The following is a 17,101-nucleotide window of genomic DNA, read 5'->3' as shown; positions in this document are numbered from 1 at the left end:
CCATTGGAATCGAAATTTCTTTTTCTTCATTCTCCCGGCACTACCTTTACATTATCTTCATTAAGCGTTAAACCGAGTGAATTCGCTTTTTCCCAAATTCGTTCGTATGTTGATAATTCATTGACCTGCACCTTTAAATCAACATTTTGTTTTTTAATCTCCGCAATTTCTTTTTCTATTTTTTGGATTTCAATCGTTGTTTGTTGAATAGCGCTTTGTTTATGTAAGAAGAGTACTGATAATGTTGCAATGATTACCACAAATAGTATATAAAGAAACTTTTCCTTTGCTGTTATGATATTGCGCTGTTTCTTAGGGTGCTTTTTGGTATTTGATTGAATGGAGGGTTGTTGATTGGGTGCTTCTAGTTGATGATAAGAAAATTGTTGTTTTACACGAACTGCCATCTAGCCACGCCCTTTTTCATGAATTTTTTCAGCGATGCGCAATTTCGCTGACCGTGCACGATTATTTTTCAAAATTTCTTCTTCTGTAGGTAAAATCGGCTTTTTCGTAATAATTTTTAATACCGGTTGAAATTCCTCGGGTATGATTGGCAACCCTGGAGGTAATTCAGGCAATGAAGAAGCTTCTTTAAATATAGTTTTGACGATGCGATCTTCCAAGGAATGGAAGGTAATGACGCTGATGCGTCCACCCACACGCAGTAAATCGATGGCATCATTCAGCGATTCTTCGAGCGCTCCCAATTCATCATTCACAGCGATTCTGATTGCCTGGAAAACCCTTTTAGCCGGATGTCCCCCGGTGCGTCTTTTGGAAGCCGGAATCGCTTCTTTTATTAGTTCTGCAAGCTGACCTGTTGTTTCAATAGGTCCTTTTTTTCTTGCCAATTCAATTTTTCGAGCAATTTGCTTTGAAAAATGTTCTTCTCCATATCGAAAAAAAATGCGCACTAAATCCTCATATGGCCATTCATTCACGATGTGGTAGGCGGTCAGATCCTGCGTCTGGTCCATCCGCATATCCAAAGGAGCGTCATGTTGATAGCTGAATCCCCTCTCAGGAGTATCCAACTGTGGAGAAGAAACCCCCAAATCATAGAGGATTCCGTCAACTTTCTGAATATTATGGCCATACAATTTTTCCTTCAAATACCGGAAATTGGAATGAATGAAAGTGACTTTTTCCAAATATTTCTCCAGACGCTTTTTCGCATTTTCAATTGCATGAATGTCTTGGTCAAAACAAATCAAACGTCCCTTTTCAGAAAGTTGCTGAACCAAATATTCGCTGTGTCCGGCACCGCCTAAAGTACAGTCCACATATATTCCGTCCGGATGGATGTTTAATCCGTCAACAGCTTCTTTTAACAGCACAGTTGTATGTTCGAACATGCATTTTGCTCCTTCGTGGATGATTTTCTTTAGAAGTCAAAGCCAATGAGATTTTCCGCAATATCGTTGAATGATTCCTCCGCTTCGTTGAAGTATTCTTCCCAAAGTGCTTTGGACCATATTTCTATTTTTGTGGAAACACCCAATATGACACATTCTTTTTCCAGTTTGGCGTATGCGGCAAGATTAGAGGGGATGTTGATGCGACCTTGCTTGTCCAATTCCACTTCCGTTGCGCCGGAAAAGAAGAACCTCGCAAATGCTCTTGCATCTTTCTTTGTCATTGGCAAATCTTTTAATTTTTCTTCGAGCTTTCGCCACTCGTTCATAGGATAGCCAAAAAGACAGTTATCCAGTCCCCGCGTAATCACAAAAGAATTACCGAGGGCTTCACGAAATTTCGAGGGTATGATCAAACGTCCTTTGGCATCTATCGTATGCTGATATTCTCCCATGAACATGGCTACTCACCCCACTTTAGTAAATAATGTACCACAATCCCCCACTTTCCTCCACCATTTATTCACCACCTTGACAAACTTTTTAAAAAACATGACATATTACCTAATTCCGTTTAGAAACTTTTTAGGAAAAAACAAATAAAAGAAGAGCTATCCTCCTAGGGATAGCTCCAGAAAAAGATAAAATATCTTATAATTTTACTAAAAAATGAGAATTGCCAATCTTCAAAGGCAATTTGATTAAATCCCGGACAAGGTCAGGACCGTAAATATTGAGATATTGATAAGGATTGTAAATACGCTCCTGATAATTGTTATTCGGATACAATTCGCTCGAAAGGGTGTTCAGTCTCCGGATGGTGCTTTCATGTTTCACAAGAACTTCCTGCTCGATTTTTTTCAATAAATAATCAAACTGCATGTGGTGGTACCTTTTATTTTTTTCAATGATGTTTTCCAAATGCAGTTGTTTTGAATGCAAATATTGGCGCAGCTTTTCATAACTCTCTTCAAGCATTTCCCTCATGTGATCAATCTTGTTTTTCGCTTCCACATCCTGAATGCTTTGAATAAATTGCCGTTTTATTTTTTCCGCTCCGCCATGGACCACTTTTTCAAAATCCAGATGATACTCAGACAGCAATTGCTCCACCTGCCTGCTGATCAGAGTGATGTTTAATCGTGGAGCCAAGATTGGCATTTGCAAATTTAATGCATCAAAAGCATCTTTTAAGGCGGCCCAATAATGCATTTCGCCGGGGCCTGCTACGAAAGCCAATACCGGTAAGCACATTTCCTGCATCAAAGGTCTCGTTACCACATTGTTGCTCAAATGTTCCGGAGACTCTTCAGCCAGCCGCAACAATTCCTCTTTCGAAAATTTTACATTTGCTTCTCTGTTGACAAACTCTCCTTTTTTTCTTTCCAGCAGAAACCGTTCTCCATCCTTTACAAAAAAAAGGTTTGCATTTTCTTCCGTCTCCGAAACCGGCTTTCCATATCCATTTTTCTCTAACAATCGTTCTTTTTCGATGACCGCTGCGCAAATCGCCTCGTTTTTTTCGATCATGCACTGAAAAAACCGGGATTGGTATTGTCGAAATGGCGGAAAAGCCGAATCGATCAACAGCAATCCTTCTTCTTTGAACAAATCATTCATTAAACGGGCAAAAAAATCAGTAAACGTTGAGCTTTCATACATATGATGGAGCACAGATTGATGAAGGGCGCGCGTATATTGCGTCTCGCCGTAATCTTTGAAAATTTCATCTATCAGTTCTTTCATCCTGCCATGATCAAGACGCGTCTCGGAAGCAATTGTCTTTCTTGCAGGATTGGCGCCGTACATTTTCTTTTTCGGCAACCCGTTGACAATAGTATAGGTATGATTGATTTCTAGAATATCGTGATCTTCCCCCGCAATCCAAAAGATTGGGACGACATCCTGGTCCAGCTTTTCGCTTTGTTCTTTCGCAAGCAATATGACACTGATGGCTTTATAAACCGAATAAAGGGGGCCGGTGAGGATTCCTGCCTGCTGTCCTCCGACGACCGCCACGGCCCCGTCTTCCAATTTTTTTAAATGCTCCTTGGCTTTTTCCGAAATTCCGAGAGGCTCCATAAACTGTTCAATCACTGTGCATAAACGTTTTCTGTCGAAATGGTTTTTATTTAAATAGCGGGCTCTTGCGCGGAAAGATTCATCGTTATACGGATATTGATAAAAGGAAAGTAAATTTTCGCTTTCCTTCCAATAGTCAGCCAACAGCTTATTATCCACTGGTGCTATTCTTTCCAGTTCCATAATACTTCTCCTCTACTGATCTCTATACGTTCAATTATCTTGAAAGAGTTTTACTTGTACTATTTTAAACGTTCCCTCCGTTGTCTGAAAAGAAAATGGCTCAATTTGTTATGTAATAAAGAAAAGAATGCTTTGAACAATCCCTACAAGCCAAACCGCATTATAAACCAGAACCAAATATAGAAATTGTACGCGCCATATCTTTCTCAACAGAGGAATAATCTTCATTTCTTTTTTCGTTTTCCAGTCTTGATAGGTCATGATGATGGCAATCAGAAGCGAAATGGCGATGGCGATCAGGCTCAGCCTTGTCCCCCATAAGGTTGCAATGGAAATCGTGACGGAGAAAAACAGAAAAAATGTCGTAATATCTGCCGCCAAACGGACGCTTTGATTCGCCCTTTTTTTCAGGATTTTCCGAAAAATGAAATAAGAAAGGATAAATATGGTAACCGGTATAAAAATCAGGATGCCGAGAATATAGGATACCAGCAATTTCACGTCTTTTCACCCTCCAAAGCCAATACTAAATGATAGAGTGTTTTTAAGATGGGCAGGCTTTTTCCGTTTTTTTCCGCTTTTTTGATCACCGCCCCGACAATCGACTCCACTTCCGTTTTTCTATTCAGCAATCGATCCTGCAGCATGGATGACGAGTTGGAAGCGGTTTTTTTGCATAATGAAACGACATCTTCGAATGATACCGTTTCCCTCCGCTCCGGAAAAGCTTCCATACATTCCTCATATAAGGCTTTCAAGAGGATATAGGCATGCCGGTTTGTCAACAATTCCCCGTTTTTTATTTGCAATACGGCTGTCAGCGGGTTGATAAAGCAATTATATAAAGCTTTCTCGAAAAGCATCTTCTCCGCGTCATCGACAAATTGCACCGGGAACGACGCGCTTTCGACCTTTGAGAACCATTGAAAATCCCCGGTTTTTCCCCGTTCAACCGCTAATTTTAACACACCAATCCCCCGGTGATTAACCGTATGGTCATTTTCCTTTTGCGCTCCAAATTGGCATGACCCAAAACCGATCGTCTTTTGCGGAAGCTTCAGCACTTCATCAAAATGGGCCAGACCATTTTGCACAAACAATAATGGTATGTCTTCTGGCAATTTTTCCAATCGGGGCAATACTTCTTTCAAATGCGTATATTTCACCGCTACAATCACAAAGGAATCGGAACGAATATCCTCATATTTTGTAGAAACGTTTACGGGCAATCGGGTTATCGTTCCATCCAAATTGATTCTATGAATCCCATGCTTGCGGATCGCTTCCTCCTGCTCTTTTCTCCTCACCAGAACGGTCACTTGAAAACGTTCCGCTAAAAACGACGCGAGCAGCATTCCGACAGAACCCGCACCAATCACCACGATTTTCATAAACGCTACCTTCTTTACCCTTTTATTGTTCGTTAATAATGCCTGCATATTTCTAAACAAGAAAAAGGTGTGACGCCAAAGAGTGCCACACCCTTTTTTATCATTATACTGGAAAGATTTGAAATTTTCGATATGTGAACTGCTGTTTTTTTGCTAATATGGCTGGATGATGGCAAAAAGAGAATTGTTTCCATTATTGCTGTTGTTGCTGCTGTTGCTGCTTTTCGATAAATGCTGCCCCCTGCTGGAGCCATTTCAGCACTTTATCGTGTTCCGTCTGAAGTTCCCGATATTTCAATTCCAGTTCATTATAAGCCTCCGTCAATTCATCGAAACTGTTGAGGGCAAGCTTCAAATGGCTTCTCATCAATTGCTTTGGACGCTTTCTGACGCTGTTCAGCATCTGTCCGTATTGTTGCCTTAATGTTTTATTCCAGCGGAAACCGCAAGCCTGCTTTGTACGTCCCAGCACTTCCGCGGCCTCAGCAAAGGCTTCTAATTGGGTTCTCCCGTTTTGGACCGCAGTAATGACAATCTCCGCCAATTTTTCATCATCTTCAGGAGTCCATTGATCTTTTCTTCTTTTCCCTTCCATACCTATCACCTCTCATTTTTTTACTCTACTATATGCAAAAAGAGAATAAATAGAATTAAATAACATAGAAAAAAATAGGTTGCGACATTGAAAAATTTTGTCGCAACCTATTTTTAAAAAGCATATATTGATTTATCAGATAGGATTGTTGGCCATGTTGGTTTATTTTTTGCTGCTTGATTTTGACAAGAAGCGTTCCACAGCTTTTTCATGCTCTTCGCTTTCCCAAAGTTTCGCGCAAAGTTTGATTTCTTCCATGACGCGGCCGTATACATTCCGCTCTCTCCACTTCCGGAGCTCAATCTCTTTATATGCACGGTGAACGGAAGGATGAATTTTTTTCATATCTTCAATAAAAGCTTCCAGCGCTTCTTCTTTTGGACCGTCAAAGACCCTCATCGCCCAGCCGATGTCGTATAATGTTTGGGCATCGTAAGGTTTTGCGTCAATCAGCATTTTTAACGCCCTGTCATGACGCAAACCTCTTTCAAACAAATATGTTCCGCCGCCCCATCCGGTCGTAATGGCCAACGTACCTTGAATAAATCCGCATTTTGCATGGCTCGCCACCAAACGGAAATCGCAGGCAGTGGCGATTTCGCAACCTCCTCCGACGGCTGTCCCGTTGATTAATGCAATTGTCGGCACATGCAATGTGGCGAGTTCATATAAAATATTCCCCATTTTACTTAGCATGCCAAAGGCTTCTTCAGCAGTCTTCAGACTATGAAATTCCGACAAATCTCCTCCGGAACAGAAGGCTTTTTCCCCCTCTCCTGTCACAACCAGAAAGCGCACGTCTTCATTTTCCTTAATATACTTTATAACTTGCTTCAGTCCATTCATCACTTCATCGTTAACCGCATTTCTCTTTTCTTCTCTGTCGATGGTAAACGTCAGTATACCGTCCGTTAGGTCAATTTGGTAAGACAATGAACAACATCCCCTTTTTGATTTGTTATCGTAACATAATACCATATGTCTTCATAGTAATAGAGGATTTCTAATTTGACAAGAATTGGTTATACCCTTTTTTTAGTGAAAAAAACAGAAAAAGACTATCAGAGCGCCATGGTCACTCCAATAGTCTTTTGTTCAGAGCGTAAAAACGATTTTACGCTTTATTATTTGCTAACCACTTCTTTGCCTTTGTAATGTCCGCAAGATTTGCAAACATGGTGGGACAAAGTTGGTTCACCGCAATTTGGGCAATTTACCATGCCAGGTACAGATAATTTGTAATGAGTACGACGTTTTCTTTTTGCGGTTTTAGAAGTTCTTCTAAATGGTACAGCCATGATTGGCACCTCCTTGTCGGTTTATTCATCTTTTTGATCAAAAAACTTAGCTAATCCAGCAAGTCTTGGATCCACTTTTGGTTCGTCTTTTGCTTGTTGACTTAACTCTTCCTCAGTAAAATAATCCCAGTCTTTTCCGCCTTTTATTGCCCCTTCCGTACCTTCTTTGAATACTTGCATCGGTACTTCCAGGAGAATCAACTCTTCCAAGACCGGTTTTAAATCGACGACTTCTCCATCTATGTAATGGATATCCTCATCGTCATCATTTCCCCGAAGTTCTGGGTCTTCCCAGCTGAAGACCTCAACCGTCTCAACTTCTACAGGAAATTGGACATCTTCCCAAGTGCGTGCGCAGGGAAGGGTCAAGGTCGCCTTCAAAGTAAGATGACAAGTCATTTGTGAATTTCCGACAGTACAGTGTCCTTTTACATGAACGGGTGAAATTTCGCGAATATCTTTATTCCGCTCTTTCACTTCATCCAAATTCACAACTGTATCAATCGGCAACCCTGTTTGGCGATATTTCGCCAATTGATGAATCGACCATTTCATTCACGAATCACCCCAAGACAACAATGATGATTATATAATGTGATAATTTAGATGTCAAGATATTTTCTTGTCACTTTCCAAAAACGATACTATAATTCACTTTACACGAACAATTTTCGCTGAATTTTTTTGAAAGGGGCAAATTATGAAAGCAGTCGGAATCGTTGTTGAATATAATCCGTTCCATAACGGACATTTTTATCATGTTACCCAATCGAAGAAGATTACAAACGCGGACGTCGTGGTTGCTGTCATGAGCGGCCCCTTTCTGCAAAGAGGGGAACCCGCCCTCGTTTCGAAATGGCACCGGACAAAGATGGCTTTAAGGAGCGGTGTCGATCTTGTTGTTGAATTGCCTTATGTGTTTAGCACCGCCAACGCTCCATTATTTGCGGAAGGAGCGATTTATCTTCTGGGGGCGCTGCAATGTGACGCTTTTTCTTTCGGAAGCGAAGATGGAATATTGGAGCCGTTTTTGAACACCGCCGATTTAATTGAAACCCATTTTGAAGAATATAATGGTCTCATTAAAAAGTTTGTGTCAACGGGGATCAGTTATCCGCAAAGTTTGTTTTATGCATATGAACAATTGAAACAAAAGAACGGCCGCGTTTATCTTGACTTATCCAAACCGAACAATATTCTCGGCTACCACTATATTGTTGCCGCAAAAAAATTCAATTTGCCGATTGAACCGGTGACAATCCAACGAATCCAGGCAAATTATCATGATTCCATCAGGGAAACGTCGACGATTGCAAGTGCAACGGGCATTCGAAAAGAAATTTTTCAAAAGGGACATCTGGAGGCCATTCAACCTTATGTTCCGGATGCATCTTACCAGGAACTCGCGGAATGGCGGCGTCAGTATTCGCGCTTTGTGGATTGGGAAGCGTTCTGGCCCCTATTAAGATACGCCATCATGCGCTATCGCCCGGAAAATTTGAAGGCCTTCGCAGACGTATCAGAGGGGATTGAATACGCCCTCATCAAACATGCCAAGCACAGCCAAACCTTTTCGGAATTTATGTCCAGCATTAAATCGAAACGATATACCTGGACGAGATTGCAAAGAATGCTTACCCATATTTTCACAGGAATTACAAAAGAGGAATTGCACCAATTCAAAACGCCCACTTATATCCGTTTGCTCGGGATGACGGAAAGGGGACAGGCTTATTTATCGGAACGGAAAAAGAGCTTGGAATTGCCTATGATAAGCCGAGTAGGGCAAGTGAAGGATCCGATGCTTGAAATCGATATCCGCGCATCGGATATCTATGCTTTGGGCGTCGAATTTTTTTCGGATAAAAAAATTGACGGAGACTATAAGCTTCCGCCAATCCGGTTCTGATTACTTTTCTTTTTCAGGAAGGCTCTCCAAATAATTCAAAGCATCATCGATTGTTTTTACCGGCACGATTTTCATGTCGGTATTGATTTTTTTTGCCGTTTTGACAGCTTCTTCATAATTGGAGGCGATTTCCGGATTTTTTTTCTTGGCTTCCTCCGAAATTTCATCATCCGGAGCGAAGAATATTTCCATCCCGGCTTTATCGGCAGCAATCACTTTCTTATCGATGCCCCCGATCCGGCCAATTGTGCCGTCTTCATTGATGACACCGGTACCGGCCACCCTGTACCCTTTCGTAATATCTTCATCCAAAAGCTGGTTGAGGATTTCAAGCGTAAACATGAGACCGGCAGAAGGACCGCCAATATCCTCCGAATTGATTTTTACGATGGGCTCCGTTCTGATAGACACGTTTTCCGAATAAGTGATGCCCAATCCAACTTTCCCGTCGCTGTCGGGGATTTCTTTTAATGTGACGGAGCAATCCAAGAGCTTTTCATCCCTTTGAACGACCAGTTGTACAGCATCGTTTTCTTTTTTCGTTTCAAGAGCATGGGCCAAATCTTCCGGCTTTTTAATAATCTTCCCGTCGATTTCCACTATTTTATCCCCCGGCTGCAAGATTCCATCGCTTGCTCCGCCGGACAAAACATTTAAGACAATGATTCCGCTGTCATTGACCGTGTAGGGTAGCCCGGCCTTTTTGTACGCTACCAATATGGCGTTAAATTGCGAATGCTTCATGAGCGTCATTTGACGGACATTATATTCACGCTCGTCTTCTTCCTTTTGATGCACCTCATCCATTCTCATAATATCTTGATGCTCACGGAATTTCGCAATCAAGAACGTCAAGGGAGTGGCTTTGCTCATGGAGACGGTCGTCAAATTGATGGTTCCTTCGTCATCCACATCGCCATTTTCTACTTTGACAAATTCGCCGACATCATAAGCGCTTCCCGGCTTCATAATATAATAGTCAAGCCGGTAAAAACATAAAAAAATGACAGCCAGCATGGAGATAATGAACAAAGTCAGGCGTTTCAACTGCTTCAGCCCCCCCTTCTTCAGCCCAAAAAAGCTAAATAAAAAAAGTTGAACATGCATATATTAGTTTAGCATTCCAAGATGTACCCGGAAAAATAGTTGAAAAGAGTTGATGCCCTATTCCACTGTTATATCTTTTCGTATGTATCACGCTGATTTGTTTATTATTGCTCTTTCCAGGAATCGCCCATAAAGGAGCGGATCTTGGGCTCGAACTGTTCCTGGAAGCGTTATTCCCTTATTTGCTTCCCTATTTGATTTTAACACAATGGTTTATCCGCCTGACACCTGAAAAGGATAATTCATTATCGAGATTCAAATTATATATCAAAACGTACGGCATCAGCGCCCTTGGGGGATTCCCGACCGGCGCCGCGACCGTCGCCTATTTAAAAAGGACCAATCAGATTTCAAAAAGCGAGGCGAACGGCCTTTTAAGTATTTGCCACAGTCCAAGCCCTTTATTCGTTCTGGGATTTGTTGGACATGACCTATTGAACAATACCCGGTTCAGCTGGCAATATTTGATTTTATATCATACGGTTTCCCTTTTCATTTTGGTGATGTACTATTTCTATCATCGATCCAATCCCCGCCAGGAAATCAAATCATACAACCTTCGAAAAAATGAAAACCCTTTTATATCCAGCATCAAAGACAGCATTCCAACGGTTCTCGTCGTCGGATCCACCATCATTTTTTTCACAACCATTTACACCGTCGTCATATATACCATTCAGACGATTTTTCCTAATATACATAAAAACCTGCTACTACTTACGGCAGCATCTTTGGAAATGACGAACGGTCTGCAAATTTCCCAAAAAATTTTTTCCAATGAACCGGCTCTGCTCCCTTTGTTGATGGCCACTTTTTTATCCAGCCAAAGTTTGAGCATCCATATGCAAGTGGCGGTCATCGCAAAAAGCGAAAGCATTTCGCTTAAGCCTTACATTTTATTGAGAATTTTCTTTACTCTCGTCATTCCGATTCTCTACTTTATTTTATTTTTATAAACTAAAACGATATAAAGAAAACTCGGCGGAGATTCATTCTGCCGAGTTTGAATTCATTTCCCCGTATTTCTTTTTCAACGCTTCTTCCACCACGCAAGGAACAAGGCCTTTCACACTTCCTCCATAACGGGCTACCTCTTTGACGATGCTGGAACTTAAAAATGAATATTGATTTTTCGTCATGATGAAGAACGTTTCAATGGATTCATCCAAAAAACGGTTCATGGATGTAATTTGCATCTCATATTCGAAGTCTGAAACCGCTCTTAACCCCCGGACGATTGCAATGGCATTTCTGGATTTTGCATAATCCACGAGCAATCCGGAAGAACTTTCGACGCGGACATTCGGGATATCCTTGGTAACCTCTTCAATCAATGCAAGCCTCTCCTCAATCGAAAACAACGGTTTTTTGGAAGAATTTTTTAGTGCGGCAACATAGACAATATCAAATACATCTGCCGCCCGTTTAATAATATCTAAGTGTCCATTTGTGATTGGGTCAAAACTACCTGGTACAACAGCAATTTTTTCCGACAATTTCTCCCTCTCCCTAACTCATTCGATAAATTGAAATGATGGTTTTTCCATATTTTTCGCTTCTTATGCAAGTAAATCTTCCATAAGCTTGCGGCAATTGAACATCAAATGAATGTTCGCAAACGATGATGGCATCTTTCGAAAGCTTTCCACCTTCCTCCAGCATTAAAATATAATCATAATATTCCAGTTTTTTATATGGAGGATCAACAAATAAATAATCTAATTGGATATCCCGCTTTAACAGGGCCTTGATGCCGCGGAGCGCATCGGTGCAATAGGCTTCCGCCCGATCTTCGTAGCGGCACTTTTTGATGTTTTCTTTCAGAACTTGAAAAGCGCGGCGGTCCTTCTCGATAAAAATGGCCCGCTCGGCCCCCCTGCTTAAAGCTTCGATACCGAGGGCGCCGCTTCCTGCAAATAAATCTAATACAATTCCGCCTTCAAAAAAAGGGCCTATCATATTGAAAATGGATTCTTTCACCTTATCCGTTGTCGGTCTAGTCGTTGTTCCGGAAACCGCTTTAAGCGGCATTCCCTTTCTTTCACCGGCAACCACCCGCATTTTTCTCACCAAGCCTTCATTGCTTAGAATCAACAATATTTATGGAAATGGAATCCTTCATCTTATGGATTTCAACGGAAAATAATTTTTGAAGCCAGGACTCTTCAATATAATATGTTCCGGAAACCGATTGAATCGGCTGTGAAACCGTATTATAGCGCCTTTGGTTATAGACGTAAAAATCATAATTGAATGGAAAACGGAACTGTCTCATTTTATTCTTTGCATAGAACCCGTTCTTTCCGACCGAAGTTTCGTAGCCAAGATGGCGCAATAATGGTTCTGCGGAATATAGCACTTGTCCCTCGTAAAAAACAATGTCGATATCCTTCGTCAATTGATGATCAACATATACATCCCTGTCATCAAAAAACAATAGAGGCATTACCTCATCAGCTGACACATTTGATTGGAAATATTGTGTGGAATATCCGAATACTCCACCCAGCTCGTGATCCAACAAGGATGCGTCAATTTTTTCTCCTTCCAACTCTTGTAATCTCTCAACCCAAAGTTCCCGCTGTTCGTCGGTCATTTGATTTTTCAATGTCATCGTTATTTCCCTGGCTTTCTTCCCCCCCAGGAAGCTATCCGTCAAGAACGATGCCACCACTTCCGCTGCCCAAACCGGGAGCTGATTGCACTGATATTTCATATGCATCTGGGTTAAAAGAATTTCTTCCTTCAAATCCTCAATTGACATCTTATCAGAAAATAATATACGGCTTCCTTGAAGCCCTGACGGCTTGTCGCCAAGGATGACGGCCATATGTTCATCATTTAATAATTCCATTTCTTCCAACTGTTTTATCATATCATGTTGAACAGGATTTGGAGAATATATGGTAATCTTGTCATTATTTCCTTGAATCGGTAAAGGTTCAGCCTGGTAATATAAGTCATTCACCGGCCCGCTGCCGCTGAACATCGAGTAGTGCACCAAAGACAGCGATTGCTGTCCTATAAACGGCAAACCGGTAACCCATGTCCCATTGATCGACTGGTCGGTTGTAATATGAACAGTTGAATGAGTCGCCGTCCCGTTTTCTAAAGTGACAAAAATATCTTTCAGCAATTGTCGGGGTTTCAATCCCCCATCAATTGGTATTATGTATGAAATCGATTGGTTTTGTATATCGCTATGTAAAAATTTAGAAAAATCCTTGCTTAACCGCTTGCAACTATTTTCCTTTTCGAGAAAACAATCCGGACTTGCCGCCTGTTCCGGCCAGTTGATAGAAATCGATTGATTTGGTAAATTTCTAAAGTGATGACGAATATGCAGGCTATCCCCCCGGTAGACGATGTCTATATCCTGACTATATGTATAATGTCCGATATTCTTCTCTTGTTGGGCGGAATACGTTTGATACTGAAAAAAAAGCACGCCGCCAATCAGCAGGACGAGGAAACTAAAAAAACTCACTATGTATTTCATAGGCAAACCACCTTATACATGCTACTATTATTACATAGAAAGGAGACGACGAAATGACACAACAATTTATCGAGCTTGGGCAAGGGTATGGAGACATTTATGAACTTTGCGAACTGATCCGGACAAACAAAAAAAGATTCCACAATGCTTTTTTATTTATTTCTTATAAAGGAAACAAAGCTTTTGCCTCTCCGGCGGTGGCCTTTGAACCGGTTGGCGACAGCAACTTTATGCCGATATACATATGCCGGGAAGGAATACCATATAATCCGGAAAAACCTTCCAAACGACTGGAATTGTTCGAAGAAGCGCTAAAAGAAATCGGGAAGGAAGCGGTTCCAATGGACATCAAACACTCCTGCTACTATGCAGAAACGATTCTGTTTTATCAACATCTGATCGGTGTTTTAAGAATGAACCGCCTGATTCCGCAACTGGCGTAATCAAAGACCAATTCTGTAATCATATTCTTGTTCCTGGTCCTTTTTGAACTTTTCATTTTCAAATTCATTTTTGACAAAAGGCAAGTACGATTCCACAACGTCTTTCACAAAAGGAAGACGTTGTATTTTATTTTTTATATAAGGAATTTCTTCCCGGTTGCAATAAAGGACGACATATTTTAATTTTCTTGATATATAGTGGACATGTCCAAACTTTCTTAAGCTCTTGGCATGCTTCAATTGATAAACATACACGATAAGCCCTTGACGTTCCTGCATTTCCATTACCCCTTTTCTTCATTTAAAGGATAACATACAGACAATTTTGATAGCAACTGACATTGGTGACATGTCGTGATGAATTTCGTTATAATCTTTTTTAAGGGATTTGATCTTCATGCAAAATAAGAGAAATTCATTTTTCCTTATTATATATAGAGCTCGCAAAGGAGGCAAAACATGGGAAAGAAGACAAAACTGGCGCTGGCGATTGCCGCTGCAAGCGCGGCAGCATGGGCCGGAAGCAAAGCCTTTATAAAACCCCAAAAACGAGAAGGAAAAGAAGTATTGAAAAAAGCTCCGGTCGTATTGGCCCATAGAGGAGGGGCGAAACTTGCGCCGGAACATACGATGATTGCGTTTGAAAAGGCTTTTGAATTTGGGGTGGATGGCTTCGAAATCGATGTACGTCTCACAAAAGACGAAGAAATCGTCGTGATTCACGACGAAACCATCGATCGCACATCCGATGGCATGGGATCTGTAAAGGACTTTACATTGGAGGAATTAAGAAACTTTAATTTCGCTTTCCATTTTAAAGACGGGGAAGGAAATTATCCATACCGCAATCAAAAAGCCGAAATTGTAACATTAAAGGAATTGTTCGAAAAGTTCCCAAATATGTACATTAACATCGATATTAAAGACAGTCCAGAAACCTATGAAGGAAGCTTGATGCCTTCAAAACTTTGGAGACTGATTGAAGAATGCCACGCGGAAGATCGGGTAGTGGTCACAAGTTTCTACAGCGAACAAGTGGACCGTTTCAATTTGTATGCACAGAACCGCGTCGCTTTGGGCGCCGGAGAAACGGATGTACGGAAAGCATTTACGGCATTTACAAGCCAATTTGGACATCTCTATCATCCAAAAGTGGACGTTTTTCAAATCCCTACGAAACACGGAAGATTTTCATTGGACAGCCCTAAGTTTATCGCCTATTTAAACAATTTCAATATCCCTGTGCATTATTGGGTCATCGACGATGAAGAACAGATGATGAAACTGTTGGACAAAGGGGCGCAAGGCATCATCACGGACCGTCCGGATATCGCCGTTCCCCTCGTGCGGAATTGGATTGAAAAGCAAAAGGAAAAAGGGGAAAATCAGAAATAAGATTTTATGTTAATGAATAATTCACATTCGTAGTGCAGACCGGAAGGAGGTTTGTGCTACTATTTTTTATAGCGAAACAATGATAATGGAACACTTCAGACTTTTTATGAGGGTGCCGGTTTCTGATATTGAAGTCGCGTTGTTCCGGAGAGACGTTTAATACCGAAAGGGGACTTTTATGAAAAAGTTATTACTTGTCATGTTTTTTTCTCTCTTGTTGGCTGCTTGCGGCGATGAAAAAACATTTGACTATACTGTATATGAGTTTATCCAAATATTTGAAGAAACGGCCGGCGACTCCATTCCAATCGGCGAAAAAATCCAATTCGATGAAAATACGTATTTAGTCGAAATTCTCCCAACGGTCGCGTTAGTATTGGATACGGACGATAAAAACCATCTTGTTAAAGCGGCTGTCAGCGTCAAACCGGAAGCGATTTCAAATGATCGCGAAATAGTCAAAGCGAGTTTTCATACGCTCCTGAAATCTATTGATCCCTCACTGACGGAAAAAAACATCCACCAAATATACAATCAATTGGACATTGGCGATTTAACCCCTGCCAATCATGAAGAATCGTATACTTTCAATCATATCAATTATATTTTTGAAAGAGATATCGAAAGTGACTCAATACTATTGGAGGCCATTCCTGATTGAACTAAGGCCAAAGAGTACATCCAAATGCAAATATTTCCTTTTACAATTTTACATACAAATTCATATTCCATCCTGTTCATATAAAATGAAAAGGACCCGAACCACCGGGTCCTCTAATCACTGATTTCCTTCATAAACTGCTCTTCCGAAATAACCTTAAAACCGTTCCGTTTCAGCAAGGCGGAAGTCACCCCGTCTCCAGCGATTTTCTCCCCGCTGAACCCGCCATTATAAATCTTGGAACTTCCGCAAGAAGGGCTGTTCTCTTTGAGAACAACCAGGGTCGCTTTCACATTTTTTGCGATTTCCAATGTGGCGAAGGCCCCTTTCAGGAAATGATCCGTGACATCTTTCCCCGATTTCGTTACGACCCTCGCCTTTCCGTCCAAAACATCAAAACCATCCCCGCCGATGATTTCGGCGGGCTCCCGGGGAACCGGCAATCCTCCAAGCACTTCAGGACAAACGGCGACCGCTTTTTTCTCGTCAATTAATTTCGCAATTTTTTCATCCAAACAGTGGGAACCATTATATCGGACTTTTAATCCTGCCAAACAAGAACTCACTAAAATCATAACTTCCTCCGCAATTGAATAAACTTTTATTTAAGAAGAAGGCTGTTCGGAAAATTTCCAAACAGCCATCCAATATTTATGAAACAGAACAAGAGCATTTCCCGCCGGATCCGCAGCCGCCTGAATGGCAGGAAGTTTCGAAAAACGGGTTGCTGACCGGCACTTTCACCGCTTCGGAAACGGCTTTTGCAAGAATCAGGCTGATTTCATCCAACATATCTTGCAGCTCGTTTTCCGCCAGTTTTAGATCCGCCACCTTTTCATTCAGATCCAGTTCCCTTTTCTGTTTACGGATTTCCTTCATGATTTTATAATAATCGGGATGATATTTCCCAAATCTTTGCACGTCTTCGTATTGTTCTTTCATCCGGTTAAATGCGGCAATCTTCTCAACCAATACCCGGTCGCCGTATACCGCCTGACGGGCTTTTTGGTATTTGCGGACAGGTTCCGAATTGAGAATCATGGAGCTCAATACGTCCGCTTCATCTAAAATGAAGGCCCATTCTGATGTCATCATCATCATTTATTCCTCCAATCTGTACATCTATCATAGCAAAATTTTGATGAAATTTGCATTTACAATACTTGCTTTGCGAGCCTTC

22 protein-coding genes are annotated in these 17,101 nt (G+C 41.3%); 5 read left to right on the top strand and 17 right to left on the bottom strand.

Annotated elements, in window-relative coordinates:
• Positions 1–26: 26 nt before the first annotated feature.
• The 10 genes from ftsL to NST62_RS03380 form a co-directional block, all read right to left on the bottom strand.
• Positions 27–407 (bottom strand): cell division protein FtsL, encoded by a 381-nt coding sequence (ftsL, locus tag NST62_RS03425; protein ID WP_141601479.1) that lies wholly within the window; start codon positions 405–407, stop codon positions 27–29.
• On the bottom strand, positions 408–1,358 hold the full coding sequence (gene rsmH / locus NST62_RS03420) for a 16S rRNA (cytosine(1402)-N(4))-methyltransferase RsmH (protein ID WP_141601478.1): 951 nt from the start codon (positions 1,356–1,358) through the stop codon (positions 408–410). It lies immediately after the preceding gene.
• A gap of 29 nt (positions 1,359–1,387) precedes the next feature.
• The gene (gene mraZ / locus NST62_RS03415) at positions 1,388–1,819 is read right to left on the bottom strand and encodes a division/cell wall cluster transcriptional repressor MraZ (protein ID WP_141601477.1); all 432 of its coding nucleotides are present in this window, start codon (positions 1,817–1,819) and stop codon (positions 1,388–1,390) included.
• A 190-nt stretch (positions 1,820–2,009) separates the two neighbouring features.
• Complete coding sequence (bshC, locus tag NST62_RS03410) at positions 2,010–3,623, bottom strand: bacillithiol biosynthesis cysteine-adding enzyme BshC (RefSeq protein WP_141601476.1); 1,614 nt, start codon at positions 3,621–3,623, stop codon at positions 2,010–2,012.
• 108 nt (positions 3,624–3,731) lie between these two features.
• Entirely contained in the window at positions 3,732–4,124 is a 393-nt protein-coding gene (locus NST62_RS03405) for a DUF3397 family protein (RefSeq protein ID WP_141601475.1), read from the bottom strand.
• Positions 4,121–5,014 carry a 2-dehydropantoate 2-reductase gene (locus NST62_RS03400; protein ID WP_141601474.1) on the bottom strand — a complete coding sequence of 298 codons (894 nt, stop codon included), beginning with the start codon at positions 5,012–5,014 and terminating at the stop codon, positions 4,121–4,123. Before NST62_RS03400 ends, NST62_RS03405 begins: the two co-directional genes overlap by 4 nt.
• Positions 5,015–5,207: 193 nt before the next feature.
• On the bottom strand, positions 5,208–5,609 hold the full coding sequence (locus NST62_RS03395) for a Myb-like DNA-binding domain-containing protein (RefSeq protein WP_141601473.1): 402 nt from the start codon (positions 5,607–5,609) through the stop codon (positions 5,208–5,210).
• 162 nt (positions 5,610–5,771) lie between these two features.
• Positions 5,772–6,542 (bottom strand): enoyl-CoA hydratase/isomerase family protein, encoded by a 771-nt coding sequence (locus tag NST62_RS03390; RefSeq protein WP_141601472.1) that lies wholly within the window; start codon positions 6,540–6,542, stop codon positions 5,772–5,774.
• A gap of 191 nt (positions 6,543–6,733) precedes the next feature.
• Positions 6,734–6,907 (bottom strand): 50S ribosomal protein L32, encoded by a 174-nt coding sequence (rpmF, locus tag NST62_RS03385; RefSeq protein WP_016837519.1) that lies wholly within the window; start codon positions 6,905–6,907, stop codon positions 6,734–6,736.
• Positions 6,908–6,928: 21 nt separating this feature from the next.
• Positions 6,929–7,462 (bottom strand): YceD family protein, encoded by a 534-nt coding sequence (locus NST62_RS03380; RefSeq protein ID WP_141601471.1) that lies wholly within the window; start codon positions 7,460–7,462, stop codon positions 6,929–6,931.
• A gap of 145 nt (positions 7,463–7,607) precedes the next feature.
• Between NST62_RS03380 and NST62_RS03375 the strand changes: the two genes are divergently transcribed.
• The gene (locus NST62_RS03375) at positions 7,608–8,816 is read left to right on the top strand and encodes a nucleotidyltransferase (RefSeq protein ID WP_141601470.1); all 1,209 of its coding nucleotides are present in this window, start codon (positions 7,608–7,610) and stop codon (positions 8,814–8,816) included.
• Here NST62_RS03375 and NST62_RS03370 read toward each other — a convergent pair whose 3' ends face one another.
• Positions 8,817–9,863 (bottom strand): SepM family pheromone-processing serine protease, encoded by a 1,047-nt coding sequence (locus tag NST62_RS03370; RefSeq protein WP_342463148.1) that lies wholly within the window; start codon positions 9,861–9,863, stop codon positions 8,817–8,819.
• Between the two features lie 167 nt (positions 9,864–10,030).
• Between NST62_RS03370 and NST62_RS03365 the strand changes: the two genes are divergently transcribed.
• The gene (locus NST62_RS03365) at positions 10,031–10,879 is read left to right on the top strand and encodes a hypothetical protein (RefSeq protein WP_141601469.1); all 849 of its coding nucleotides are present in this window, start codon (positions 10,031–10,033) and stop codon (positions 10,877–10,879) included.
• A 33-nt stretch (positions 10,880–10,912) separates the two neighbouring features.
• Here NST62_RS03365 and coaD read toward each other — a convergent pair whose 3' ends face one another.
• The 3 genes from coaD to NST62_RS03350 are packed head-to-tail and all read right to left on the bottom strand — an operon-like array spanning position 10,913 to position 13,422.
• Complete coding sequence (gene coaD, locus NST62_RS03360) at positions 10,913–11,419, bottom strand: pantetheine-phosphate adenylyltransferase (protein ID WP_141601468.1); 507 nt, start codon at positions 11,417–11,419, stop codon at positions 10,913–10,915.
• Between the two features lie 13 nt (positions 11,420–11,432).
• Positions 11,433–11,984: a 16S rRNA (guanine(966)-N(2))-methyltransferase RsmD gene (gene rsmD, locus NST62_RS03355; protein WP_141601622.1), complete on the bottom strand. Its 552-nt coding sequence runs from the start codon at positions 11,982–11,984 to the stop codon at positions 11,433–11,435.
• Between the two features lie 16 nt (positions 11,985–12,000).
• Positions 12,001–13,422: an RNA polymerase II gene (locus NST62_RS03350; RefSeq protein WP_141601467.1), complete on the bottom strand. Its 1,422-nt coding sequence runs from the start codon at positions 13,420–13,422 to the stop codon at positions 12,001–12,003.
• Between the two features lie 53 nt (positions 13,423–13,475).
• Here NST62_RS03350 and NST62_RS03345 point away from each other — a divergent pair, with 53 nt between their 5' ends.
• Positions 13,476–13,865: a methylthioribose kinase gene (locus tag NST62_RS03345; RefSeq protein ID WP_141601466.1), complete on the top strand. Its 390-nt coding sequence runs from the start codon at positions 13,476–13,478 to the stop codon at positions 13,863–13,865.
• On the opposite strand, the gene NST62_RS03340 is transcribed toward NST62_RS03345, so the two are convergent.
• Positions 13,866–14,144 carry a DUF2129 domain-containing protein gene (locus tag NST62_RS03340; RefSeq protein ID WP_141601465.1) on the bottom strand — a complete coding sequence of 93 codons (279 nt, stop codon included), beginning with the start codon at positions 14,142–14,144 and terminating at the stop codon, positions 13,866–13,868.
• Positions 14,145–14,324: 180 nt separating this feature from the next.
• Here NST62_RS03340 and NST62_RS03335 point away from each other — a divergent pair, with 180 nt between their 5' ends.
• The gene (locus tag NST62_RS03335) at positions 14,325–15,260 is read left to right on the top strand and encodes a glycerophosphodiester phosphodiesterase (protein ID WP_141601464.1); all 936 of its coding nucleotides are present in this window, start codon (positions 14,325–14,327) and stop codon (positions 15,258–15,260) included.
• Positions 15,261–15,438: 178 nt separating this feature from the next.
• Entirely contained in the window at positions 15,439–15,921 is a 483-nt protein-coding gene (locus NST62_RS03330) for a hypothetical protein (protein ID WP_141601463.1), read from the top strand.
• Positions 15,922–16,034: 113 nt separating this feature from the next.
• On the opposite strand, the gene NST62_RS03325 is transcribed toward NST62_RS03330, so the two are convergent.
• Complete coding sequence (locus tag NST62_RS03325) at positions 16,035–16,496, bottom strand: DUF523 domain-containing protein (protein WP_141601462.1); 462 nt, start codon at positions 16,494–16,496, stop codon at positions 16,035–16,037.
• A 76-nt stretch (positions 16,497–16,572) separates the two neighbouring features.
• Positions 16,573–17,019 carry a YlbF family regulator gene (locus NST62_RS03320; protein ID WP_328216521.1) on the bottom strand — a complete coding sequence of 149 codons (447 nt, stop codon included), beginning with the start codon at positions 17,017–17,019 and terminating at the stop codon, positions 16,573–16,575.
• Positions 17,020–17,101 lie beyond the last annotated feature (82 nt).

Source organism: Ureibacillus sp. FSL K6-8385, assembly GCF_038593155.1.
GTDB lineage: Bacteria > Bacillota > Bacilli > Bacillales_A > Planococcaceae > Ureibacillus > Ureibacillus terrenus.
Note: the sequence above shows the minus strand (reverse complement) of the source record. Positions and strands in the feature narration are given on the sequence as shown.